The sequence below is a fragment of the Pseudomonas sp. SA233 genome (assembly GCF_054792385.1).
Window position 1 is genome coordinate 2,752,803 of sequence record NZ_CP096449.1, and the last position, 23,080, is coordinate 2,775,882.

The 23,080-nt window shown below is 62.8% G+C and carries 18 protein-coding genes and 1 riboswitch; of the genes, 9 read left to right on the plus strand and 9 right to left on the minus strand.

Annotated features, from left to right (window positions below; genetic code table 11):
• Positions 1 to 4: 4 nt before the first annotated feature.
• The 3 genes from M1D87_RS12880 to M1D87_RS12890 all read right to left on the minus strand — a co-directional run bounded on the left by M1D87_RS12880 (position 5) and on the right by M1D87_RS12890 (position 4,989).
• Positions 5 to 775 carry a DUF6708 domain-containing protein gene (locus tag M1D87_RS12880; RefSeq protein ID WP_232881836.1) on the minus strand — a complete coding sequence of 257 codons (771 nt, stop codon included), beginning with the start codon at positions 773 to 775 and terminating at the stop codon, positions 5 to 7.
• Entirely contained in the window at positions 772 to 3,954 is a 3,183-nt protein-coding gene (locus M1D87_RS12885; RefSeq protein WP_461241470.1) for a T6SS effector BTH_I2691 family protein, read from the minus strand. Before M1D87_RS12885 ends, M1D87_RS12880 begins: the two co-directional genes overlap by 4 nt.
• Positions 3,955 to 4,134: 180 nt before the next feature.
• A complete protein-coding gene (locus M1D87_RS12890) occupies positions 4,135 to 4,989 on the minus strand; it encodes a LysR family transcriptional regulator (RefSeq protein ID WP_123085615.1) in 855 nt (284 codons plus the stop codon).
• 92 nt (positions 4,990 to 5,081) lie between these two features.
• On the opposite strand from M1D87_RS12890, the gene M1D87_RS12895 reads away from it, so the two are divergent.
• A complete protein-coding gene (locus M1D87_RS12895) occupies positions 5,082 to 5,510 on the plus strand; it encodes a multidrug/biocide efflux PACE transporter (RefSeq protein ID WP_024087038.1) in 429 nt (142 codons plus the stop codon).
• Positions 5,511 to 5,763: 253 nt separating this feature from the next.
• Here M1D87_RS12895 and M1D87_RS12900 read toward each other — a convergent pair whose 3' ends face one another.
• Positions 5,764 to 6,783 carry a branched-chain amino acid aminotransferase gene (locus M1D87_RS12900; protein WP_013972500.1) on the minus strand — a complete coding sequence of 340 codons (1,020 nt, stop codon included), beginning with the start codon at positions 6,781 to 6,783 and terminating at the stop codon, positions 5,764 to 5,766.
• Between the two features lie 473 nt (positions 6,784 to 7,256).
• Positions 7,257 to 7,469: riboswitch (cobalamin riboswitch) on the plus strand.
• 100 nt (positions 7,470 to 7,569) lie between these two features.
• Between M1D87_RS12900 and cobW the strand changes: the two genes are divergently transcribed.
• From cobW to M1D87_RS12920, 4 genes are all read left to right on the plus strand, one after another.
• On the plus strand, positions 7,570 to 8,637 hold the full coding sequence (gene cobW / locus M1D87_RS12905) for a cobalamin biosynthesis protein CobW (protein ID WP_421091850.1): 1,068 nt from the start codon (positions 7,570 to 7,572) through the stop codon (positions 8,635 to 8,637).
• Positions 8,638 to 8,640: 3 nt separating this feature from the next.
• Positions 8,641 to 12,402 carry a cobaltochelatase subunit CobN gene (cobN, locus tag M1D87_RS12910; RefSeq protein WP_123085616.1) on the plus strand — a complete coding sequence of 1,254 codons (3,762 nt, stop codon included), beginning with the start codon at positions 8,641 to 8,643 and terminating at the stop codon, positions 12,400 to 12,402.
• 1 nt (position 12,403) lies between these two features.
• Positions 12,404 to 13,426 (plus strand): ATP-binding protein, encoded by a 1,023-nt coding sequence (locus tag M1D87_RS12915; RefSeq protein ID WP_123085617.1) that lies wholly within the window; start codon positions 12,404 to 12,406, stop codon positions 13,424 to 13,426.
• 101 nt (positions 13,427 to 13,527) lie between these two features.
• On the plus strand, positions 13,528 to 14,094 hold the full coding sequence (locus M1D87_RS12920) for a vWA domain-containing protein (protein WP_421091851.1): 567 nt from the start codon (positions 13,528 to 13,530) through the stop codon (positions 14,092 to 14,094).
• 107 nt (positions 14,095 to 14,201) lie between these two features.
• Here the strand turns inward: M1D87_RS12920 and M1D87_RS12925 are convergent, their stop codons facing one another.
• Positions 14,202 to 14,468, minus strand: coding sequence for a hypothetical protein (locus M1D87_RS12925; RefSeq protein ID WP_013972506.1), 267 nt, complete (start codon positions 14,466 to 14,468; stop codon positions 14,202 to 14,204).
• Positions 14,469 to 14,810: 342 nt separating this feature from the next.
• On the opposite strand from M1D87_RS12925, the gene M1D87_RS12930 reads away from it, so the two are divergent.
• A complete protein-coding gene (locus tag M1D87_RS12930) occupies positions 14,811 to 16,136 on the plus strand; it encodes a sigma-54 dependent transcriptional regulator (RefSeq protein ID WP_123085618.1) in 1,326 nt (441 codons plus the stop codon).
• A 124-nt stretch (positions 16,137 to 16,260) separates the two neighbouring features.
• Here the strand turns inward: M1D87_RS12930 and yghU are convergent, their stop codons facing one another.
• Positions 16,261 to 17,103, minus strand: a complete 843-nt coding sequence (gene yghU / locus M1D87_RS12935) for a glutathione-dependent disulfide-bond oxidoreductase (protein WP_013972508.1) — start codon at positions 17,101 to 17,103, stop codon at positions 16,261 to 16,263.
• Between the two features lie 200 nt (positions 17,104 to 17,303).
• On the opposite strand from yghU, the gene M1D87_RS12940 reads away from it, so the two are divergent.
• Positions 17,304 to 18,350, plus strand: coding sequence for an alpha/beta hydrolase family protein (locus M1D87_RS12940; protein ID WP_123085620.1), 1,047 nt, complete (start codon positions 17,304 to 17,306; stop codon positions 18,348 to 18,350).
• Here M1D87_RS12940 and M1D87_RS12945 read toward each other — a convergent pair.
• The 3 genes from M1D87_RS12945 to M1D87_RS12955 form a co-directional block, all read right to left on the minus strand.
• A complete protein-coding gene (locus tag M1D87_RS12945) occupies positions 18,312 to 19,505 on the minus strand; it encodes an MFS transporter (RefSeq protein WP_123085621.1) in 1,194 nt (397 codons plus the stop codon). The two genes, M1D87_RS12940 and M1D87_RS12945, sit on opposite strands and share 39 nt — an antisense overlap.
• Positions 19,506 to 19,690: 185 nt before the next feature.
• Entirely contained in the window at positions 19,691 to 21,277 is a 1,587-nt protein-coding gene (locus tag M1D87_RS12950) for an ABC-F family ATPase (protein ID WP_013972511.1), read from the minus strand.
• Between the two features lie 32 nt (positions 21,278 to 21,309).
• Positions 21,310 to 21,624: a site-specific integrase gene (locus M1D87_RS12955; protein ID WP_232881749.1), complete on the minus strand. Its 315-nt coding sequence runs from the start codon at positions 21,622 to 21,624 to the stop codon at positions 21,310 to 21,312.
• 198 nt (positions 21,625 to 21,822) lie between these two features.
• Between M1D87_RS12955 and M1D87_RS12960 the strand changes: the two genes are divergently transcribed.
• Positions 21,823 to 22,182: a DUF6713 family protein gene (locus M1D87_RS12960; protein WP_061552408.1), complete on the plus strand. Its 360-nt coding sequence runs from the start codon at positions 21,823 to 21,825 to the stop codon at positions 22,180 to 22,182.
• A gap of 531 nt (positions 22,183 to 22,713) precedes the next feature.
• Complete coding sequence (locus M1D87_RS12965) at positions 22,714 to 23,043, plus strand: hypothetical protein (protein WP_232881747.1); 330 nt, start codon at positions 22,714 to 22,716, stop codon at positions 23,041 to 23,043.
• Positions 23,044 to 23,080: the final 37 nt, after the last annotated feature.

Consider the following 23,080-nt stretch of genomic DNA (forward strand, 5'->3'; position numbering starts at 1 on the left):
CGGTTCAAGGTGCGGTTCGCGATTCAAGGTCCATATCAGCTGGCCAGCTCACTTTGGGTGCCAGGCGCAGGGCGAACTCACACCAGAGCACATCATTGTGATCCTTGGGTTCCCCAGGCGGCGGCAGGGCTGAGGGGCCTTCCTGCATGTAGGTGCAGATGTAGGCCCAGGCATGCTCATTGGCGCCCATCGTGACCAGAGGAAAACGGTCGATGACATTGTTTGTGCCTGGTGCAACGATGGAGAGTGTGACACCCCATTTGAAAATTAACCCACCGTTTGGCAGTGCGCCGGTCTGGGACCAGCGCTCGGCGCGGACTTGTGGCCAGTCGTAACTGACCGGTACGACCTTGCCCTTGTCGAATGGGTTCCACCATTGATGCTTGAAGTTGTAGGCGTAGATTTTATTACGGGCCCGGTTGAATCGAATGGGCAGGTCTCGGGGCGCTGAGAGGTCTGCCCGGAACAGGACAACGGTGCACCATGCTGACAATGAGAGCATGATAATTTCCTGAAGAACACTTTCGATGTCCGTTGGGTCCGTGTGCCTGATCACCCAAGGAAGGTCAACCATGATCGAAATCAGAAAGATAAGTGCCAATATCGAAACGATCCCACGATACGCCATTGCTGAGCGACAAATCTCGAGGTAAATATCATCTTGAAAGTTCGGCGTATGGGGAGCCAAGCCAGGTTCTAGAATCGGTGCATCGAAGGGCGATGGCAAGTCTTCTTGCCAGCCAGTGCAGGGTGGGATCAGTTTTGGGCGGCTCATTGATTTTTGCTCTTGTTGGTGCGTATCTCATTCTCTATTAATACAATCTGAGCGAGTGTTGTTTTGTCGTCTTTGTCAGGCCAGAAGTTTAGGGTGAATTCTATTGCCTGGATGGTGTGGTGGTCGGACAATGGCAACGCTCCTTGAATGGTGAGGGCGTTAGTCATTGGGTCGACCTTTGTGAATGGCTGCATATCGGGTGGTCTTGAGAAGAGCTTATTGGTCGCTCTGTCTTGAGCTTGCAGTTTCAACGGCGACGAATTGTCTGCGGACAGTACAGCTAATTCACTACCTCTAGGTCCGTGGTACAGGCTTAAGCTCCACTCGTAATGCGACAGGTGCTGATTGAAGTTTGGAATGCGAATAAAGAAAATCAGGCCGACGCTTGCCGGGACCGCATTACCATCACTGGTAAATATCGTTGACGCATTTTCTTTGTGGATGGAGTGATTGATTTCGAATTGGATTTGAATCGAGACCTCCGCCTCCAAACCGAGGAGGGATGCATTGAGAGCGGCAATGGCCGCGTCCATATCGGTGTTGGTCACCCATTGGCGATGTGATTCCGGTAACCCCCACTTGGCATTTCTGGCCCAAATCTGCGTTGCTGATGATTCTTTGTGCTTGGCTGAAGTTGCAAGCAGATAGGCTGCCATGCCCAAGGTGATGCTTATGCCTATCGGCCCAAGTAAAGCGCTGGAGCCAAATGCGGCCCAGACGCCAAATGCTGCGGCCCCGAATGAAGCACTTGCGAACCGGTAGAGGCGAGCTGCAGAGCCATCTCCCACTCTCTCGGATCTAAGGTTTGCATACCTGTACTGAGCCGCATCCATGACACCAGCAAGCGCAGAAATCCCCGCGCCGAATCTGGCAATACCGGTCCCCAATGAGACTGTTGTCACCGTCCCCGGCCACGGTATCTTCGGACGCACAAGCGCAACAACCAGTCCCGCCGCTTCGACGCTGGCACCCAACAACCCAAGCGAAGAAGACCAGATCGCCGCAAGCGCCTCCGGGTTGTCCTGATGCGTCTCTTGCAACGCTCGATAGTTCTTGCCCAGGCTGTCCTGATGGAACCACATGCTGCCCAAGGCAAATAGCAGCCCGACGCTTCCGCTACTCGCTGCAGCATCCCGCAGGCTGCGCATCGCATCGCTTGCCAGGCTTTGCGCGGCCGTAGAACTGATCTTCAAACCACCCGTAACCTGCGCACGCAGCGTACCCGCACCAATCGCAACATTGCGTACCAGCGCCCCGACGCCGCCGGCTGCACCCTCGCGCAACTGCACCAGCCGCGCCTGCAAACTCTCGGCGCTTTCCAACGTCCAGAGCATCACCTCGATCATCTGGCTACGGTTACCCGTTGCCGCAATATTGATCGCGCCACTCAGCACCATGGCCCGCACCTTGCGACCCAGGGGATCACGGAACTGCTTGTCTACCTGCTGCAGAAACGCATCGGTCCGCGCCTCCAGGGCTTCATTGAGCAGCCTCATGTACTCGCCTACCGTCAGCGACACCCGCAGCGGCGTCACCTGCTGCCCGGCAAACAGGGCAAACGCCGAGCGATGCACATGGCCGATCAGGGTCTTGGTCCGTTCACTCAGGTGCTGGCTGAGCGCATTCCCGGCGCTGTTGGTCGCTGCCAGCAACTGGCCAACGGCATCCTGTATCGGCTTGATCATCAGCAGTTGGCCATCGGCGGTACCGGCGATGCCCTTGATGATGTCGTACACCTTGCCGAAGTCGTCTCCGGACAGCGCGCTGGCCACCTGCTGCATCAGCTTCTGGTTCTTGGCCAGTAGTGCCTGGTACAACAGACTGCGGTCGTCTTCCAGCAGCTGCTGCCAGATATGCTGGGTGATCCCGAGCGGCTGACCCTCCTGCGGCAAGGTTTCAGTGGGCCCGCCGGCCAGGCAGGCGGCCATCATCTGGATGAAGTACTCCACCGAAACAGGGGAGGTCGCGTCATAGTCGTAGTAGCCGATCTGTTGAAACGCCCGCTTGGCATAGTGCCGCGCATACAGATCGCCAACCTGGTCGATCATCGACTGCCAGTTTTTCAGTTCGCGGTCGTAATCGGCCTGGAACGCCGCGCGGGCGCTTTCGTCGTAACGCTCTTCCAGCCGCTCGCGGGCGTCCTGCTGCTTGCGCGCGGTGTTGCGTTCGGTCTGCGCGTCGATGTCCACCGGCGGCAGATACGCCTTGGCCGCGATCGGGCTGTCGTTCCACTGCTCGATCTGCCGGGCTTCCCGCTGCGCGTCCTCGGCACCTTGCACGGCCGCCATGGCAGCGTGCAATTCGCGGATGCCCAGTAGTGCTTGCGAGGTGAAGTATTCGAAGTGCCGCTGCGGCTGCGCCCGCCATTCCTGCAGGGCCTGCACCCAGCCAGCGCGTTGCGCGTTGAGCTCCATGACCATGCCGACCGGGTCGGGCAATGTCAGCGCCAACACGCCATTGGGCAGTTGTTCCTGCTGGATGACATTGCGCACATGAGTACGGGTTTCATGCCAGCGGCCCAGGCGGCTGTAAAGGCCATGGACGCTGGTAAACCTGGCAGAGGAAAAGGTGGAGAACTCCAGCACCTGTTCCAGGCCGAAGCGGAAGCTGTCGGTCATGGCGATGCCGAGGCTGGCAGGGTCGTTGCGTGCGGTGTTCAGGTCCACTTCGACGAAGCGGGCGAAGGTGCCCGGGTCACTGTCGACGATGCCTTGCCGATAGCGGTCGAGTACCGCACGGGGCCAAGGGTCGTTGGCGAAGGCGATCCAGGCCTTGCGGTAGAGCAGGGTATCGATGTTGATGAACGAGGCAATCACATCGTGGCCTTCGGTGGCGCATACCTTGGGTAACGGCCTGGGTGGCCCGAAGGGCATCTGCGACACCGGAAAGCGCTGCAAGGTACCTTCCGCCGCTACCTCGTAGGCCTGCCAGATTTCCTGGTCGAGCAGTACGTAGACATAACCCTGGCGCAGGAGGCGCAACTGGTCGGTGTGCATCGGGTGGAAGATGATTTCGCTGTCGTCTGCCAGGCGATAGGGGCGCCCTGTATCCGGGCGCGGGGCGTAGGCCTCGCGCAGCAGTAGAATTGGCAGGCCGGAGCGTTCGCAGGCATTGCAGGTGCCGTAGGTGTTGGGGATCTCTTCCTGCATGGCGATGTGGATGGCTTTGCTGATGCTCATCAGGAGTTCCTTTCCAGTGATTTGACGCAACGGCCAAAACACTAGCGAGGAACGCCTTCGCGGGGGAGCAATGGGCTTCCTAAAACGTTGTAGGATTTTTCGCTTTAGTCCCTCTGTAGGAGCGGCCTTGTGTCGCGACGGGCTGCGCAGGAGCCCCAGGATCTTGCCGGCAATAAAAGTCTATTGCCCCAACATCTGCCGCACTAGCCACTGCCCTGCCGGCCCGAGCGCGCGCCGGCTCGACCAGGCCACGTCCATGTCTACCCGTCGCGGATACCCGGCCACCTGCAACTCCACCAGCCCACTGCCAAACCGTGCCACCAGTGCCCTGGGCAGCTCGGCCCAGCCGAACCCGCGCACGGCAAACTCCAGCAAGGTGAGGTAGTCAGGTGCCGACCAGGCTTGGCCACGACCGTGGTGCAGGCTGGGAGCATAGGTCTTGATATACAGCTGCCGGACGTTCTCCAGGTGCTGCGTCTGCACCTGGGGCAAAGCCGCCAGCGGATGCTCGCTGGCCACGTACACCCCAAACTCTGCCTGCTCGGGCAAGCGTGCCACGGCAACGTCAGCGGGGTAGCTGGGCTGGGTAGCAAGAATGCCGACGTGTGCCAGGCCCTGCTGGATCAGCTCGATCACATCGGCATCTTCCGACGGGCCGCAGCGCAGCTCGGTATGCGGGTAGTGCTGGGCGAAGCGGGCCATCACCGCGCCCTGGAAGGTCACGCTGTAGCTGTCCGACATCACCACCGAGACCAGTGCCTCGACGTTTTCCGCCAGCCGCACTGCCAGGGCGTCAAGCCGGGCGCTGGCATCGAGTATCGCCTCGACATGGCTCAGCACCTGCCGCCCAGCTTCGTTCAGCGTGGGGTGGCGACCGCCACGCTCGAACAACGGGCAACCCACATCGGCCTCGAAATTGGCGATAGCAATGCTGATGGTGGACTGGCTCTTGCGCAACTTGCGCGCCGCAGCGGAAAACGAACCCAGCGATGCGGCTTCGACAAAGGCGACCAGAGCTTCGGGTGAGTAGCGCATGGTATTGATAAAACCGATGGTAGCTATGTCGCGAGTATCAGTTCTATCAAAGAAAATAGGAAGCACGACTCACGCACTGGATGGAATCTGCAATGAAAAATGTCTCTTTCACCGAACGCCTGGTTCACGCCGTCGGCTATGAAGTGTTCGCCGTGCTGCTGTGTGCGCCTCTGTTGTCCTGGATCATGGGCAAGTCGCTGGCGACGGCGGGGGCGCTGGCGGTGACCCTGTCGGTGATCGCCATGCTGTGGAACATGGTCTACAACGCGCTGGTCGATCGCTACGTGCGGGTCGAGCGCATCCACTGGAAGGCCAGCGCACGCTTTGCACACGGCCTGGGCTTCGAAGCCGGGCTGGTGGTGTGGTGCCTGCCGGTGGCGGCGTGGATGCTGGAAATTTCGTTGCTGCAGGCGTTCATGGTGGAGTTGGGCTTCTTCGTGATCATCCTGCCCTACACCGTGCTGTACAACTGGGCCTTCGACAAAGCCCGGCACCTGCTGATGCAGCGTCGCCTTGCATGAAAACTACCAGCCTGCGCTGCTCCTCGATTTGTGCATTGTGCGGATATCCTGGGGCTGCTTCGCAGCCCTTTCGCGACACAAGGCCGCTCCTACAGGGACGGCGCAGGCTTCAGGCTTGCGCTGTACCTGTGGGAGCGGCTTTAGCCGCGAACACCGGCGCAGCCGGTGCCATCTATAGTTGACCGCGTCAGCCCATAAAAAAACGGGGCATGCCATCGCTGGCATGCCCCGTTTTTCAAACCGTTAAAGTGCCTCAGGCAACCTTGACGATCCAGCCAGCCGGTGCTTCCACGTCACCGCTCTGGATACCGGTCAGCTCGTTGTAGAGCTTCTGGGTAACCGGGCCGACCTTTTCCAGGTCGTGGAACACGTGCAGCTTGCCGTTGTACTCGATGCCGCCGATCGGAGTGATCACCGCAGCGGTACCGCAGGCGCCGGCTTCGATGAAACGGTCAAGCTTGTTGATTTCCACATCGCCTTCGATCACGGTCAGGCCCAGGCGCGATTGCGCCAGTTCCATCAGCGACAGGCGGGTGATGCCTGGCAGCACCGAAGCCGATTTCGGGGTGACGAACTCGTTGTTGGCGGTAATGCCGAAGAAGTTGGCCGAACCGACTTCCTCGATCTTGGTGTGGGTCAGCGGGTCGAGGTAGATGGCGTCGGCGAAGTTGGCTTTCTTCGCTTCTGCACCCGGCTGCAGGCTGGCGGCGTAGTTGCCACCGACCTTGGCCGCGCCGGTGCCTTGCGGGGCTGCGCGGTCGAAGCTGGAGATCTGGAAGTTGTGCGGCTTCATGCCGCCCTTGAAGTACGAGCCAACCGGGATGGCGAAGATCGAGAAGATGAACTCGGGGGCGGTGCGCACGCCAATGTTGTCACCGGTGCCGATCACGAACGGGCGCAGGTAGAGGGCGCCTTTACCATGCGGTGGCACGAACTTCTCGTTGGCCTTGACCACTTGCTTGCACGCCTCGATGAATACATCGGTCGGCACCTGCGGCATCAGCAGGCGGGCGCAGCTGCGCTGCATGCGGGCGGCGTTCTGGTCCGGGCGGAACAGGTTGATCGAACCGTCCTTGCAACGGTAGGCCTTGAGGCCCTCGAAGCACTGCTGGCCGTAGTGCAGGGCAGTGGAGCCTTCACTGATGTGCAGTACGTTGTCTTCGGTCAGGGTGCCCTTGTCCCACTCGCCATTGCGCCATACGGACAGGTAGCGTTTGTCGGTCTTGATGTAGTCGAAACCCAGCTTGTCCCAATTAATGCTTTCGTTGCTCATGACACCCTCATTGTCTTGCAAGTGCCCGATTGCTCGGGCTGCTGTTATATGCGCACCACGCCACCATAATACATCCGTGGCAGATCGGGAACGGCCAGTCACGAATTGATAGCCTGCAATGCATTTATTGCGGCACGGCGCAGGTATTGCAGCGGGGCTGCGAGGTGCTCGCCACAACATTTTCAGTGCCTGTGAGAGCGCGCGCCGCCCGCGCGGCGCTTCGCAGCACAAGGCTGCTCCTACATCTGTTTCGGGCCAGTAACGCCTGTACCAATGCGCGCGACCGCCTTGTTTGTCCGGCACGATATCGAGGTGGACACCAAGGGACCGCGCGCCTTTGCCTCAGGAATAATTGGCCCGAAACAGATGTAGGAGCAGCCTTGTGCTGCGAAGCGCCGCGCGGGCGGCGCTCGATCTCACAGGCGCTACAAGAATCGAGGCGAGCCAATGGTTGACCACCCGCCAGCCACTGCGTAGCCTTGCCACTTCGAGGTTCTTCGGCCAGGCCGAAGCTAAGACGGGAACGCGGTACAAGCCGCGGCTGCCCCCGCAACTGTAAGCACCGACAACGGATCGACACAGCCACTGCGCCCGCGCGCGGGAAGGCGTCATCCCGCCAGACCGCTGCACCAGCGGGCACATGGAACGGTGCAAGCCAGGAGACCTGCCTCGTCACGTTTTCGACTTTCAACCGGGCGGGGTGATCCGGTGGCGAACAAGCCCGGCCGGCCTGGCCTGCGGTTGTCGTCCTGCATGCCCGCGCCAATCTGCCAAGGGCAATGCGACATGAAAACACTGGCCAAGCTCCCCGTCACCATCGTCACCGGCTTCCTCGGCTCGGGCAAGACTACCTTGCTGCGCCACATGCTCGACAACGCCCAGGGCCGCCGCATTGCGGTAATCGTCAACGAGTTCGGCGAGCTGGGCATCGACGGCGAAATCCTCAAGCAGTGCAGCATCGGTTGCACCGAGGAAGAAGCCACCGGCCGCGTCTACGAGCTGGCCAACGGCTGCCTGTGCTGCACCGTGCAGGAAGAGTTCTTCCCGGTGATGCGCGAGCTGGTGGCACGCCGTGGCGACCTGGACCATATCCTCATCGAAACCAGCGGCCTGGCTCTGCCCAAACCGCTGGTGCAAGCCTTCCAGTGGCCGGAAATCCGCAATGCCTGCACCGTCGACGCGGTGATCACGGTCGTCGACAGCCCGGCCGTGGCCGCCGGCACCTTTGCCGCCTACCCGGACCAGGTCGATGCCCAGCGCAAGCTCGACCCCAACCTGGACCACGAGTCGCCGCTGCACGAACTGTTCGCCGACCAGCTGGCCAGCGCCGACCTGGTGGTGCTGAACAAGGCCGACCTGATCGACGCCGAAGGCCTGGCCAAGGTGCGCGCCGAGGTGGCCGAAGAACTGCCTCCGGCGGTCAAGGTTGTCGAGGCCAGCAGCGGCAAGCTGCCGCTGGAGGTGCTGCTGGGTGTGGGCGCCGAGTCCGAGGCGCACATCGATGGTCGCCGTACCCACCATGATTCCCACCATGACGGTGATGACCATGACGATCATGACCACGACGCCTTCGACTCCATCTCCATCGACCTGCCCGAGGCCGACGAAAGCCTGCTGCTCGACGCCCTGACCCAGCTGGTGGTGGAATTCGGCATCCTGCGTGCCAAAGGCTTCGCTGCCATCCCGGGCAAGCCGATGCGCCTGCTGGTACAAGGCGTGGGCACCCGTTTCGACAAGCACTTCGACCGCGCCTGGCGCGTCGACGAGCCGCGCATCACCCGCCTGGTGCTGATCGGCCAGGACCTCGACGCCGCCCAGCTGGAAGCGCGCCTGCGCCAGGCACTGGGCGCCTGACCCATGCACCTGCTGCGGACCCAGCCCGGCGGCTTCGTGCCGGATGACAGCATTGCCGACCTCGGCCAGACGCCCGCCGAGCTGGTGATTCTCTGCAGCGGCGATTCGCACCTGGCATTGCTCGCCGATACCGCCGAGCAATTGCCCGAGGATTACCCCAGCCTGCGCCTGGCCAACCCGATGCAGGTACAGAACCATGCCTCGGTCGACCTGTACGTCGACCAGGTGCTGCGCCATGCCAAGGTCATCCTGGTATCGCTGCACGGTGGCGTCGGCTACTGGCGCTATGGCGTCGAGCAGTTGGTCGAGTTGGCCGGCCGTGGCGTGCAGCTGATCCTGGTGCCGGGTGACGACCGCCCGGACCCGGAGCTGACCAGCCTGGGCAGTGTCAGCGGCGAGCAGGCCGAACGCCTCTGGCACTACTTGCGCCAGGGCGGCAAGGCCAATGCCATCAACCTGTTCAACTGCCTGGCCAGCCAGTGGCTGGGCCGCGACTATGCCTGGGACGAGCCGCAGCCTTTGCCGCGCACCGCCGTGTATCATCCGGCCAAGGGCAGCGCCACCCTGGAGGACTGGTACCCGCAGTGGCATCCCGAACAGCCGGTGGCGCCACTGCTGTTCTACCGCTCGCACCTGCAGGCGGCCAACACCGCGTTCATCGATGTGTTCTGCCAGCGCCTGCAGGCCGCCGGGCTCAACCCGTTGCCGATCGCCGTGGCCAGCCTCAAGGAAAGCGCCTGCCTGGAGCAGGTCGAAGCCTGGTTGGACGAAGTAGGTGCCGAGGTGCTGCTCAACACCACCGGCTTTGCCCTGTCCAGCCCGGAACGCCCAAACCTGCGCCCGTTCCGTCGCGACATCCCGGTGCTGCAGGCCATCTGCGCGCAAGACAACCAGCCCGGCTGGGAAGCCAGCGAGCAGGGCCTGGGGGCGCGTGACCTGGCCATGCACATTGCCTTGCCAGAACTGGACGGGCGCATCATCACCCGCCCGGTCAGTTTCAAGGACATGGCCTGGCGCAGCGAGCGCAGCCAGTCCGATGTGGTCTGCTACCGCGCCCACCCCGAGCGCATGGATTTTGTCGCCGAACTGGCCCGCCGCTGGGTCGAACTGGCGCGCCTGCCGAATGCGCAAAAGCGCGTGGCCCTGGTGCTGGCCAACTATCCGACTCGGGACGGCCGCATTGGCAACGGCGTTGGCCTGGACACGCCAGCGGCCGCGCTGAACATACTCAAGGCCCTGCAGGCCGAAGGCTATCCGCTGGCCGACTTGCCGGGCAGCGGCACGCAGCTGATCCATCAGTTGCTCGGTGGCGTGACCAACGACCTCGACCAGCTGGACCTGCGCCCCTGCGCGCAGAGCCTGAGCCTGGTCGACTACCAGGCCGCCTTCGAGCGCCTGCCAGAGGCAAACCGCCAGGCCGTGCTGGAACGCTGGGGGCCGCCGCAGCAGGACCCGATGTACCGCAGTGGCCGGCTGATGGTGGCCGGCCTGCGCTTTGGCTTGACCTTTGTCGGCATCCAGCCGGCGCGCGGTTACCAGGTGGACCCCAGCGCGGTGTACCACGACCCGGACCTGGTGCCACCGCACGGCTACCTGGCATTTCACTTCTGGTTGCGCCACGCCTTTGCCGCCGATGCGGTGATCCATGTCGGCAAGCACGGCAACCTAGAATGGCTGCCCGGCAAGGGCGTCGGGTTGTCGGCGCAGTGCTGGCCGGACGCCTTGCTCGGCCCGCTGCCGAACATCTATCCGTTCATCGTCAACGACCCGGGCGAGGGCGCCCAGGCCAAGCGCCGCACCCAGGCGGTGATCATCGACCACCTGATGCCGCCGCTGACCCGTGCCGAAACCTATGGCCCGTTGCGCCACCTGGAGCAATTGGCCGACGAGTTCTACGAAGCGCAGCTGCTCGACCCGCGGCGCGCCCGCGAGTTGCAGCGCGACATTCTCGAACTGGTCAAGGCCAACCACATCGACCGCGAACTGCAGCTGGAAGGCCAACTGGACGATGCCGCCGTGTGGCTGCCACGCCTGGATACCTACCTGTGCGACCTGAAGGAATCGCAGATTCGCGATGGCCTGCATGTGTTCGGCCAGTCCCCGGAAGGCCGGCTGCGGCTGGATACCTTGCTGGCGCTGTTACGGGTCGAGCGTGGCGACGGTCGCGGTGGCAATGCCAGCCTGTTGCGGGCCCTGGCCAAGGCGCTGGTGCCAGGCTTCGATCCACTCGATTGCGAACTTGGCCAGCCGTGGCAAGGGCCACGTCCGGAACAACTGCAGGCCATGAGCAGCGAGCCTTGGCGCACCTGTGGCGATACCCGCGAACGCCTCGAACTGTTGGCGCTGCAGTTGATCGACCAGGCGCTGTGCGGCACCGTGCATTTACCTGCCCAGAGCGAATGGCAGCCGGTGCACGATGTGGTACGGACGCTGCGAGAATCGGTGGCACCCAGCCTGGACGCCTGCGGCAGCGCCGAAATGGATGGCCTGCTGGCGGCGCTGGCCGGGCGTTTCGTGCCCGCCGGCCCCAGTGGCGCACCCAGTCGTGGTCGCCTGGACGTGCTGCCCACCGGTCGTAACTTCTATACCGTGGACGTGCGCAACCTGCCCACCACCACCGCCTGGCGCCTGGGCTTCGCCTCCGCCAACCTGATCCTGGAGCGCCATCTGCAGGACCACGGCGATCACCTGCGCCAGCTCGGTCTTTCGGTGTGGGGCACGGCAACCATGCGTACCGGCGGTGATGACATCGCCCAGGCCATGGCGCTGATGGGCGTCCGACCGGTGTGGGCCACCGGCAGCCAGCGGGTCGACGATTTCGAGATCCTGCCACTCAGCCTGCTCGACCGCCCGCGGGTGGACGTGACCTTGCGCGTTTCCGGCTTTTTCCGTGATGCCTTTGGCAACCTCATCCGCCTGTTCGATGCCGCAGTGCAGGCCGTGGCCGCGCTGGATGAGCCCGACGATCTCAACCCCCTGGCCGCCCGCGTGCGTAGCGAGCGTGCCGCGCTGCAGGCGCAGGGCGTGGACCCCGAGCAGGCTGCGCGCCAGGCGGGTTGGCGGGTGTTCGGTGCCAAGCCCGGGGCCTACGGCGCCGGGGTGCAGAACGCCATCGACGGGCGCCTGTGGCACAGCCGCGACGACCTGGCAGAGGTCTACCTCAACCACGGCGGCTATGCCTACGGCGCCAGCGACGACGGAACCCCGGCCCGAGCACAGTTCGCCCAGCGCCTGGCCAAGGTGCAGGCGGTGCTGCAGAACCAGGACAACCACGAACACGACCTGCTCGATTCCAACGACTATTACCAGTTCCAGGGTGGCATGCTGGCGGCGTCGGAAACCTTGTCCGGTGCGGCAGTTGCCAGTTATCACGGCGACCATAGCCAGGCCAACCGGCCGCGCATCCGCACCCTCAAGGAAGAGCTGAACAGGGTCATCCGCGCCCGGGCGCTGAACCCGAAATGGATCGACGGGGCCAAGCGCCACGGCTACAAGGGCGCCTTCGAGATGGCGGCGACGGTCGACAACCTGTTCGCCTTCGACGCCACCACGCAGCTGATCGACGACCATCATTACCAGGCGCTGGCCGATGCCTACGTGCTCGACCCGGCGACCCGCGACTTCATGCGCGAGCACAACCCCGAGGCCCTGCGCGACCTTACCGAGCGTTTGCTGGAGGCCCAGCAGCGCGGTCTGTGGCAGGCACCGGGTGACTACCGCGAAGCCCTCGAGGAACAACTGCTCGACGGCGAGGAACAGGCTTGAAATGAGTGAACCCGTGCAATTTCCACTGGCAGCCGTGGTCGGTGCCGATGACCTGAAACTGGCGCTGTGCCTGACCGCAATCGACCCGAAGATCGGCGGCGTGCTGATCGAGGGGCCACGTGGCATGGCCAAGAGTACTCTGGCCCGTGGCTTGGCCTACCTGCTCGGTGAGGGCCCGTTCGTGACCCTGCCACTGGGCGCCAGCGAAGAGCGGTTGGTCGGCACCCTCGACCTGGATGCCGCACTGGGGCAGGGCAAGGCGCAGTTCTCCCCTGGGGTACTGGCCCAGGCCGATGGTGGCGTGCTGTACGTCGATGAGGTGAACCTGCTGCCCGACACGCTTGTCGACCTGTTGCTCGATGTGGCGGCCAGTGGCACCAACCGTATCGAGCGCGACGGCATCTCGCACCGGCATAGTGCCCGCTTCGTACTGATCGGCACCATGAACCCGGAGGAGGGCGAACTCCGCCCGCAGTTGCTCGACCGCTTTGGCCTCAATGTGGCCCTGGAAGGCTTGCCCGAACCTGAGGCGCGCCAACAGATCATTCGCCGCCGTCTGGCCTTCGACAGCGACCCGCTGGCCTTTTGCGCGCAATGGGCCGAGGCCCAGGCGCAATTGCGCGAGCGCTGCCAGGCGGCGCGTCAGGCCCTGGCCGGCATTGCCCTGGACGACCAGGCGCTGGCCTGGATCACCGAACGCTGCTATGCCGCTGGGGTCGACGGGCTGCGCGCCGATCTGGTCTGGCTGCGCGCCGCACGCGCCCACTGTGCGTGGCGTGGTGGCGAGGCCATCGAGGAGGCCGATGTCGATGCAGTGGCCGAGTTCGCCTTGCGCCATCGCCGCCGCGTTTCGCCCCAGGCCAACCCGCCTGCGGCGCCGCAGCAGCCTGAACAGCAACCCGGTCGACAAGACGCGGGCAACCCTGGCGAACAGGGCGGGCAGGGCGACTGGGGCGCAATGCCGGCGCAGCCTGTGGCCAGCGGCGCGCGCCGCGAGGTGCCGAACTGGGCAAAAAAGCCCTGAGCATCCCCCAGTCACCTGCCAAAGGGGCGGATGCCAAAGCAGGCGCAGGTAAGCAATACGGTGCCAGCCGAGGCCGGGCGCGCAGTGCTGCGGCCGGGCGGGTGGCCTGGCTGCCGACCCTGCTCAAGGGCCAGCCACGCCAGCGCCAGGACCTGTGCTGGCAGCAACGCCAGGCCAGGCCCGCAGAACTGTGGCTGGTAATCGTCGATGCTTCGGCCTCGACCCGTCGCCACCAGGCGTTGGCGCAAACCAAAGGGCTGCTGGCGGCGCTGTTCGACCAAGCCTACCGCCAACGTGCCCGGTTGGCCCTGCTTACCGCCAGCGGGCGCTCACCGCAGTGGCAGCGCCACGGCCTGAAGGCCTCGGCCGCCTTGCAACCGTGGCTGCAAGCCTTGGGAGCTGGTGGTGGCACGCCGTTGATCGCTGCACTGGAGCAGGCTCGGCACTGGTTGCAGGATCGGCAACGGGCCCACCCCGAAGAAGCGTTACGCTGCCTGGTGTTCACCGACGGTCGCCTGCAACACTGGAATACCGTGCAGCCGATGCCTTGCGCCACTCTGTTGGTGGACATGGAACTGGCGCCGGTGCGCCTGGGCCGTGCGCAGCGCCTGGCGCAGCAACTTCAGGCGGATTACCAGCACCTGCAACAGTTCAGGTTGGTGGATTGAAAAAGCACCGGTGCGACACTATGCCGCAATAAGAAAAGTTGCCAGAACAGCAACCCGGAAGTTGTACAAGTGCGTGGCGACGCACGCACTTGGTTTGCCGGCCGATATTATTTCGGCATTGACCACGGTTGCAGGTCGTAACCTTTTTCGCACAGTTCAGCGCGCACTTCCTCGATCAGGCTGGCCCACTGGGCCGGGTCGGAATAGATGCGTGAAGACACTTGCTTGCTGCCGATGCGGGTGCTGGTCCGGTCGATCACTGCCAGGCTCAGTTCACCAGTACCGTTGGGTGCATCCCAGGCTACGCACTGGAAAGGTTCGAAGGCGTGGTCGGCAATCAGCAGTGCTTCGTTGACACGGAGCGGGGCATTCATGGTTCGGTCTCTCTATGGTCCCAAACATCCAGATAAAGTCCGCGTTGCTTCGAAGTCGCCTCGGTTATCGCGAAGTGCAGCGCGGGGTTATGTGTACTGATGCTCGTTGTCCGGGGGCGAGTCACACATTGGTTGTAAAAAATTTTGCCAGGGTCGAATCCGTTCTTGCCCATGCCGCCATGTGATGTCGATAAAGTGCGAAAATTCCCGTCACGCATTGTAAAAAAATGATTCGGCAGACAGACGGTACTGGGAACCGTCAACTTAGTTGCTACTGTTAATCGGGCGCCACAACTTACTGTTTTATTTCAAAAAACTGAAAACTGGCGCCAAGGATTGGTCATGCAGCAGCCTGCCGCCCAACGCCGTTTGCTCATCGTCGACCCCTGCGATGACTGCCATCGTTTGTTACCCGGATTGCGCAGCGCAGGCTGGGATGTGCACAGCTGCATGCTCGGCGCCGCGTTGGATCATCCCTGCGATGTGGGCCTGTTGCGCTTACAGGCATCGCACCTGAGGCGCCCGGACGGGGTCAAGGACTTGATCAAACGCAGCAACACCGAATGGATTGCCGTGCTCAGCGCCGAACAATTGCGCATGCCGGCCGTCGGCGATTTTGTTTGTGAATGGTTCTTTGACTTCCACACCTTGCCGTTCGACGTTTCCCGCGTTCAAGTCACGCTGGGCCGGGCCTTCGGAATGGCGCGCCTGCGCGGCAAAGGGATGGCGAGGGTGGATGAAACAAGCCACGAACTGCTCGGTGATAGCCGCCCGATCCGCGAACTGCGCAAGCTGCTGGGCAAGCTGGCGCCCACTGAATCGCCGGTGCTGATCTGTGGTGAAAGCGGCACCGGCAAGGAACTGGTGGCCCGCACCCTGCATCGCCAGTCGCAACGCAGCGAGCAACCGTTCATTGCCATCAACTGCGGGGCAATCCCCGAGCACCTGATCCAGTCGGAACTGTTCGGCCATGAAAAGGGCGCTTTCACGGGTGCTCATCAGCGCAAGGCCGGGCGCATCGAAGCGGCTCATGGTGGCACGCTGTTTCTCGACGAAATTGGCGATTTGCCGCTGGAGTTGCAGGCCAACCTGCTGCGCTTTCTGCAGGAAAAGCACATCGAGCGCGTGGGGGGCAGCCAGCCGATCCCGGTGGATGTCAGGGTGCTGGCGGCTACCCATGTGGACCTGGAAAGGGCCATCGAGCAAGGGCGCTTTCGCGAAGACCTGTATTATCGCCTGAACGTGTTGCAGGTAGTGACCGCACCATTGCGAGACCGGCATGGCGACCTGGCGATGCTGGCCAGTCATTTTGCCCATTTCTACAGCCTTGAAACCGGGCGTCGACCGCGCTCGTTCAGCGAGCATGCCCTGGCGGCCATGGGCCGGCATGACTGGCCGGGCAATGTCCGCGAGTTGGCCAACCGGGTAAGGCGCGGGCTGGTGCTCGCAGAAGGCCGGCAAATCGAGGCACAGGACCTTGGTTTGCAGCCCCTGGACCAGGTACAGCAACCGCTGGGCACGCTGGAAGAGTACAAGCACCAAGCCGAGCGCCAGGCGCTGTGCGATGTACTCAGCCGGCACAGTGACAACATGAGTGTGGCGGCCAAGGTGCTAGGTATATCGCGGCCGACTTTCTATCGGTTGCTGCACAAGCACCAGATTCGCTGAGCAGCAGCCCTCGGCTGTGCTCGAGCCTTGTGGGAGCAGGCATGCCCGCGAAGCAGGCGCTGCGGTGGATGGCACCGGGCTACGCTGGTATTCGCGGGTAAACCCGCTCCCACAAGAGGCCGTGTTATTCGTCCAGGTCTGCCGCTGCATGCCGCTCTGGCACCTGGCTGGCCTCATCCCCCCAGGTCCGGTTCACCCGTGTGCCACGCTGCACCGCCGGGCGCAAGGCAATCTCCTCGGCCCAGCGCTGCACATGCTTGTACTCGTCCACCGCCAGGAACTCCGCCGCGCCATACAGGTTGCCGCGTACCAGCTGGCCATACCAAGGCCACACGGCAATGTCGGCGATGCTGTATTCCTCGCCGCCCAGGTAGCGGCTTTCGGCCAGGCGCCGGTCGAGCACATCCAGCTGACGCTTGGCTTCCATGGTGAAGCGGTTGATCGCGTACTCGAACTTTTCTGGCGCATACACATAGAAGTGGCCAAAGCCGCCGCCCAGGTATGGCGCCGCGCCCATTTGCCAGAACAGCCAGTTCAGGCTTTCGGTGCGAGCAGCTGGCGCTTTCGGCAGCAAGGCACCGAACTTTTCCGCCAGGTACAGCAGGATCGAACCCGACTCGAACACCCGCACCGGCGGCTCGACGCTGCGGTCGAGCAGGGCAGGGATCTTCGAGTTGGGGTTTACCTGGACAAAGCCGCTGGAGAATTGGTCACCCTCGCCAATGCGGATCAACCAGGCATCGTACTCGGCCCCAAGATGGCCCAGGGCAAGCAGCTCTTCGAGGGCGATGGTGACCTTCACGCCATTGGGCGTGGCCAGGGAGTACAGCTGCAGCGGGTGCTTGCCCTGCGGCAGGTCCTTGTCGTGAGTCGGGCCGGCAACCGGGCGGTTGATGCTGGCGAACTGGCCACCGGACGCGGCGTCGTTGCGCCAGACCTTGGGTGGCACGTAGGCGGGCTTGCTCATGCGTGAATCTCCTTAAATGGCGCGAAACGGTCACGTAGAGACGTGGACCTGCATCTATGCCACGGGTTCGACGAAAAGCGCAAATGCATAGGGCGCGGGCGTGAAGTGCATGACTTCGGTTTCATTCAGGTTTCATCCTGTGCAGCCCAGGCCGGTTCTATGCTGGGCTATCTCTTCGCCCTGCAAGGAACCGCCGGCCGATGACTCTTTCTCGCTGCATGCTGGCGCTGGCCCTGCTCGGTAGCCTTCTGGCCCATGCCGAGGCCGCACCCTGGGTTGCCGGCCTGCATCACATGACGTTGGCCGACCCGGTCGACGCCCGGCCCATGCAGGCGCTGGCGTTCTACCCGGCCATTGGCAAGACCCGCAGCAGCCGGATAGACGGCTACCCGGTCGATGTGAGTGAAGAGGCGCCGGTAGCATTGGGCCAGTTCCCGTTGCTGGTGCTGTCCCACGGCAATACCGGCAGCCCGCTGGCCTTGCACTACCTGGCAACGTCGCTGGCGCGCCAGGGTTTTATCGTGGTGGCGGTGGTGCACCCCGGCGACAACGCCCGCGACCACAGCCGCCTGGGCACCCTGAGCAACCTGTACGGCCGGCCGCTGCAAGTGAGTGCCGCAATTACGGCCGCCCGCGATGATGCCTTGCTGGGGCCTTACCTGAACGGTGGCAAGGTTGGGGTGATCGGCTACTCGGCCGGTGGTGAAACTGCCTTGATCCTCTCAGGCGCGCGCCCGGACCTGGACCGCCTGCGCAAGTACTGCCTGGAGCGCCCTGACGACGCCGACGCCTGCAAGACCCACGGTGTACTGATTGCCGACCGCAGCGAGCTGGTGCCAGAGGCCGACCAGCGGGTGGGGGCCGTGATGCTCATGGCGCCGCTCAGCCTGCTGTTTGGGCGCCATGCCCTGGCCGGGGTGCAGGTGCCGGCGCTGATCTACAGTGGCGACAGCGACCAGCTGGTGGCGGTGGACCGCAATGCCGAAGCCCTGGCCCGCAAGTTGCCGGTCACACCGGACTATCGCCTGCTGGCCGGCGCCGGGCACTTCGTGTTCATGGCCCATTGCGATGCCGAGCAGTCCGTGCGGATGCCGGCGTTGTGCAAGGACGCCGCAGGTGTGGATCGTCGGCACATCCACCATTCCCTGCAGCAGGAAGCCGCGGTGTTCTTCAGCCAGGCGTTGGGCGCGCCGGAGCCGGCCGAGCGTTCAGCGGTGAGTGGCGCGCCGCGCCAGCAACAGCGTTAGGCCGACACCGGCCAGGGCGAGCAACGCGGCCACACAGAAGATCGAGGCATAGCCCAGATGTGCGGCCACTGCGCCCATCACCGGCCCGGCGATGGCCAGGGCCATGTCGAAGAACACGGCGTAGGCTCCCAGCCCTGCACCACGGCTGCTGCTGGGTACCTGCTTGATTGCTTCAACCCCCAGCGCCGGGTAGACCAGCGATAGCCCGAAACCGGTAAGCCCGGCACCGATCAGCGCCCACGGCGGCGACGGTGCCAGCCACAGCAGGCTCAGGCCGAGCACTTCGGTGGCCATGCACGCGACCGCCACGTTGTAGCCACCAAAGCGGTTGACCGCATTGACGAACAGCAGCCGGGAAATGATGAAACACACGCCAAAGGCACTCAGGCACCAGGCTGCGCCCACCCAGCCGCGCTCCAGGTAATACAGGGTGACGAAGGTGGTCAGGGTACCGTAGCCGATAGAGGCAAGGGTCAGGCCCAGACCGCACGGTGCGACCCGGCCGAAGGCCGACCAGAAGGGCAGGCGCTCGCCACGCACCACCACCACGTCCGGCCGCTTGCGCAGTACCAGCAGGGCAGATACCGCCAGCACCAGCAATGCCGGCCCCAGCACGCTGAAGTCCAGCCCGTCGACGGCCAGTACACCCAAGGGGGCACCAATGGCGATGGCGCCATAGGAGGCGATACCGTTCCACGAAATCACCCTGGCGGTGTGTTCGGGCCCGACCTGGCTGATGCCCCAGCTCAGCGTGGCCACGCCGATCAGCCCTTGGGCGATGCCCAGCAGCAGGCGCCCGCCGAGCAACAGCGCCAGGCTCAGCAGCGGTAGCGTCAGGGTCCAGGCCGAGAGCAGGGTCAACACCCCGCAGCCGGCAATCCCCAGCAAGCCGAAGCGAATGGCCTGCTTGCCCCCCAGGGTATCGGCCACGCGCCCGGCAAACGGGCGGCTGAGTAGCGTGGCCAGGTATTGCAGGCCAATGGTCAGCCCGGCGACCACCGCGCCAAACCCCAGCTGGTCGTGCACATGGCTGGGCAGCACGGCGATCGGCAGGCCGATGCAGAGGAAGGCGATGAAGGTGTAGTAAACGATCGACAGGATCTGCAGGGTGATTTGCAGCGTGTTACTGGCGGGGGCAGGTTGTTGCGCGGTCATGGGCTCGTTCGCGGGCGGGCGGTTGGGCGTGGCCCCATCATGGCCGTTGCGCGAAGGAAATGAAAGCAGGCTAACGAATTATTCGTCGGGCAGTGCCAGCCCGTGGGATCGGCGGTGAATTCTTCGCGGGCGTGCCCGCGAAGAGGCCGGCCCAGCCATACAAGATGGCCAGGCCGCCGCATCAATCAGACCAGCACACCCTGGCTACGCAGGTAATCGTCGTAGGTACCGCTGAAGTCCACCACGCCATCAGCCGACAGCTCGATGATGCGCGTAGCCAGCGAAGACACGAACTCACGGTCATGGCTGACGAACAGCAGGGTGCCCGGGTAGTTCTCCAGCGCCAGGTTCAGCGCTTCGATCGATTCCATGTCCAGGTGGTTGGTCGGCTCGTCCATCACCAGCACGTTCGGTTTCTGCAGGATCAGCTTGCCGAACAGCATGCGGCCTTGCTCACCACCGGAAATCACCTTCACCGACTTGAGAATCTCGTCGTTGGAGAACAGCATGCGCCCGAGGGTGCCGCGGATCACCTGCTCGCCGGAGGTCCACTGGCCCATCCAGTCGAACAGGGTCATGTCGTCTTCGAAGTCGTGGGCGTGGTCCTGGGCGTAGTAGCCCACTTCGGCGCTGTCGGTCCACTTCACTTCACCCTTGTCCGGGGTCATTTCACCGACCAGGGTGCGCAGCAGGGTGGTCTTGCCGATACCGTTTGGGCCGATGATCGCCACGCGCTCGCCAGCCTCGATGGTAAAGCCCAGGTCCTTGAACAGCACCTTGTCGTCGAACGCCTTGGCCATTTTTTCGACGGTAACAGCCTGGCGGTGCAGTTTCTTGGTCTGCTCGAAGCGGATGAACGGGCTCACCCGGCTCGACGGCTTGACCTCGGCCAGCTGGATCTTGTCGATCTGCTTGGCCCGCGAGGTGGCCTGCTTGGCCTTGGAGGCGTTGGCCGAGAAGCGGCTGACGAAGGTCTGCAGTTCGGCGATCTGGGCTTTCTTCTTGGCGTTGTCCGACAGCAGCTGCTCGCGGGCCTGGGTGGCAGCGGTCATGTACTCGTCGTAGTTGCCCGGGAACACGCGCAGCTCGCCGTAGTCCAGGTCGGCCATGTGGGTGCAGACACTGTTGAGGAAGTGCCGGTCGTGGGAAATGATCACCATGGTGCTGTTGCGCGCGGTGAGGATGTTTTCCAGCCAGCGGATGGTGTTGATGTCCAGGTGGTTGGTCGGCTCGTCGAGCAGCAGTACGTCCGGGTCCGAGAACAGCGCCTGGGCCAGCAGGACACGCAGCTTCCAGCCCGGAGCCACCTCGCTCATCGGGCCGAAGTGCTGTTCCAGCGGAATACCCAGGCCCAGCAGCAGTTCACCGGCGCGTGATTCGGCGGTGTAGCCGTCCATCTCGGCGAATTCGGTTTCCAGTTCGGCGACGGCCATGCCGTCTTCCTCGGTCATTTCCGGCAGCGAGTAGATGCGATCGCGCTCGGCCTTGACCTTCCACAGTTGGCCGTGGCCCATGATCACCGTGTCGATCACGGTGAATTCCTCATAGGCGAACTGGTCCTGGCGCAGCTTGCCCAGGCGCGTGTTCGGCTCGAGCATGACCTGGCCGCCGGACGGCTCCAGGTCACCGCCGAGGATCTTCATGAAGGTCGACTTGCCGCAACCGTTGGCGCCGATCAGGCCGTAGCGGTTGCCGTTGTTGAATTTGACGGAAACGTTTTCGAACAGCGGCTTGGAGCCGAACTGCATGGTGATGTTGGCGGTAGAAATCAAGTGCTTGTCCTGCGGGGGTTCCAGAGGTGTATTTAGGCCCTCTCGTCAGTTTTGGGCCAATTTTGGGCCAATTCGACTCGGGGCGGCAGCTTCTCCAGCTCCCTCCAGTCCGAGGAGGAGCTGATCCATTTCGCGTAGGTAGAAAGCAACATCTCAACGCTGTGACCAGGCTGGTTCGCGATGAACGCGGGGTTCATCCCAGACATCAGGCACATGGTGGCGTAGGTGTGGCGGGTGTCGTACTGACGGCGTTCACGGATGTTCAGCGCCTTGAGCGCCGATTTGAAGTGGCGGATTGTAACACTTGGCTCGTTGATCCACAGCCCACCTTTGCTCGGTTGGAACACAAATGGGCTGACCGGGTGCGCTGACCTGGATACCACGCGCCGGAGCGTTGCCATCCTCTGGGCCTGCTGGATGGCATTCAGCGCGCTCGTTGAGCAGCAATGATCTGCGAATATTTCTAAGCGTCGCATAGAGGCGCGAGATATCATCGTCAGCGCTTTGCTCAGGGATGATCACCACTAGCTGAAGGGATTGCTTACATGGAAAGAAGCTATTTCGTAACGATGCTTGCACTGATTCTTCATCAAATAGATGCCGCGTATTGGCACGAGTGGGAGATGTTTTTCCTACCTGGTGGGGTACAGGGCTTTCTCCTGTTCAATATCTTGGCAATACCAGTGTTGCTGGTTGGTTATCGAAGCGTGTTGCTGGGTACGGTCAACGCGGTGTTTTTCGCCAAAGTTTGTGTTGGCCTAGGCCTGATCACGTTCCTTGTCCATGCCGGCTTCGGATTGGCTGGATATCACCAGTTTCACCTGCCTGCTTCGATCTCCATCCTCATTCTGTGCTTGGCCAGCTCTGTATGGCTGATGGCAGGGATACGATCCTCATCGCAATGATCGCAGGCGCCGCGCTTACGATCCTGCATCGCTGCACATTTAAATAACACTCCGGTGCAGCCTGCGATGGGGAGCAGGGCATCGGGCAGTTAACGTCAGGCTGAAGTGATGCTGGTTGTTCGGGCTACTAAGCGGCCACCGATGGGTAGTAGCGGCTCAGCGCGTCGATGCAGCACACGGTGCGCCACTGGTGGTGCAGGTTTTACGTGCTCTCCATTCTTCCCGGACGGGAAGATAGACGGCAATTCGGTGAAATGCGCTTTGCCCCTGAGCACACCGTTGGAGCGCGCAGGCCATTCCATCGTCATGGATGCTCCAAGCGTTGGCCTCATCGGGGAGGCGTCATTGTTTGAAAGGGGGTGATATTCTCCCCCCGCTTACCAAACAGGGAGATTGGTAATGGATTTTTTGCGAAGGTTCAGGGCGTTTGGCTTACGAGTAAAGCCGACTAGATCTCCAACGGCAGCGTTCGTATGGCTTGCAATTTGGATAGCGATCTTGCGATACGGGGACCCATCCGCGTCATTTATCATGTATTCGGTGCCTTTCGGCATTGCTCTGATTGCGCTGGGGCCGCTGGAGCTGCTGCCAGAAAAGTGGCCCAGGCTCAATTTTCTGGCGAATGCCCTGGCCAGCGGTTTCTTCTTTGTCAGCATCATGTTCGCTGGCGTGGCACTGTCTTATGAAATGCCATTGGAGAGTGGCGGAAGAACAACGTTCTGCCTTGGCTTCTGGGCTTTACAGCTGTTTATTTTGCACAAGGCTCAGCCCTGGATAAAGCAGTCACCTTTTCGTCGACTTGGCGAGTATCGCATGGCGTACTCCCCTCCGGAGGCCAGCCAAAGAGCCGAGCGGGATTGACGTTGGTGCTGGGGGAATGAGCAGTAGCCCAAAAGTG

What these genes read in the sequence shown, in the direction of transcription:
- yghU (WP_013972508.1), bottom strand. Translation starts at nt 17,103, where the DNA reads ATGAGCAAGCCCGCCTACGTGCCACCCAAGGTCTGGCGCAACGACGCC.
- M1D87_RS12925 (WP_013972506.1), bottom strand. Translation starts at nt 14,468, where the DNA reads ATGAATGCCCCGCTCCGTGTCAACGAAGCACTGCTGATTGCCGACCAC.
- M1D87_RS12940 (WP_123085620.1), top strand. Translation starts at nt 17,304, where the DNA reads ATGACTCTTTCTCGCTGCATGCTGGCGCTGGCCCTGCTCGGTAGCCTT.
- M1D87_RS12895 (WP_024087038.1), top strand. Translation starts at nt 5,082, where the DNA reads ATGAAAAATGTCTCTTTCACCGAACGCCTGGTTCACGCCGTCGGCTAT.
- M1D87_RS12960 (WP_061552408.1), top strand. Translation starts at nt 21,823, where the DNA reads ATGGAAAGAAGCTATTTCGTAACGATGCTTGCACTGATTCTTCATCAA.
- M1D87_RS12885 (WP_461241470.1), bottom strand. Translation starts at nt 3,954, where the DNA reads ATGAGCATCAGCAAAGCCATCCACATCGCCATGCAGGAAGAGATCCCC.
- M1D87_RS12890 (WP_123085615.1), bottom strand. Translation starts at nt 4,989, where the DNA reads ATGCGCTACTCACCCGAAGCTCTGGTCGCCTTTGTCGAAGCCGCATCG.
- M1D87_RS12880 (WP_232881836.1), bottom strand. Translation starts at nt 775, where the DNA reads ATGAGCCGCCCAAAACTGATCCCACCCTGCACTGGCTGGCAAGAAGAC.
- M1D87_RS12915 (WP_123085617.1), top strand. Translation starts at nt 12,404, where the DNA reads ATGAGTGAACCCGTGCAATTTCCACTGGCAGCCGTGGTCGGTGCCGAT.
- M1D87_RS12965 (WP_232881747.1), top strand. Translation starts at nt 22,714, where the DNA reads ATGTATTCGGTGCCTTTCGGCATTGCTCTGATTGCGCTGGGGCCGCTG.
- M1D87_RS12945 (WP_123085621.1), bottom strand. Translation starts at nt 19,505, where the DNA reads ATGACCGCGCAACAACCTGCCCCCGCCAGTAACACGCTGCAAATCACC.
- cobN (WP_123085616.1), top strand. Translation starts at nt 8,641, where the DNA reads ATGCACCTGCTGCGGACCCAGCCCGGCGGCTTCGTGCCGGATGACAGC.
- cobW (WP_421091850.1), top strand. Translation starts at nt 7,570, where the DNA reads ATGAAAACACTGGCCAAGCTCCCCGTCACCATCGTCACCGGCTTCCTC.
- M1D87_RS12900 (WP_013972500.1), bottom strand. Translation starts at nt 6,783, where the DNA reads ATGAGCAACGAAAGCATTAATTGGGACAAGCTGGGTTTCGACTACATC.
- M1D87_RS12930 (WP_123085618.1), top strand. Translation starts at nt 14,811, where the DNA reads ATGCAGCAGCCTGCCGCCCAACGCCGTTTGCTCATCGTCGACCCCTGC.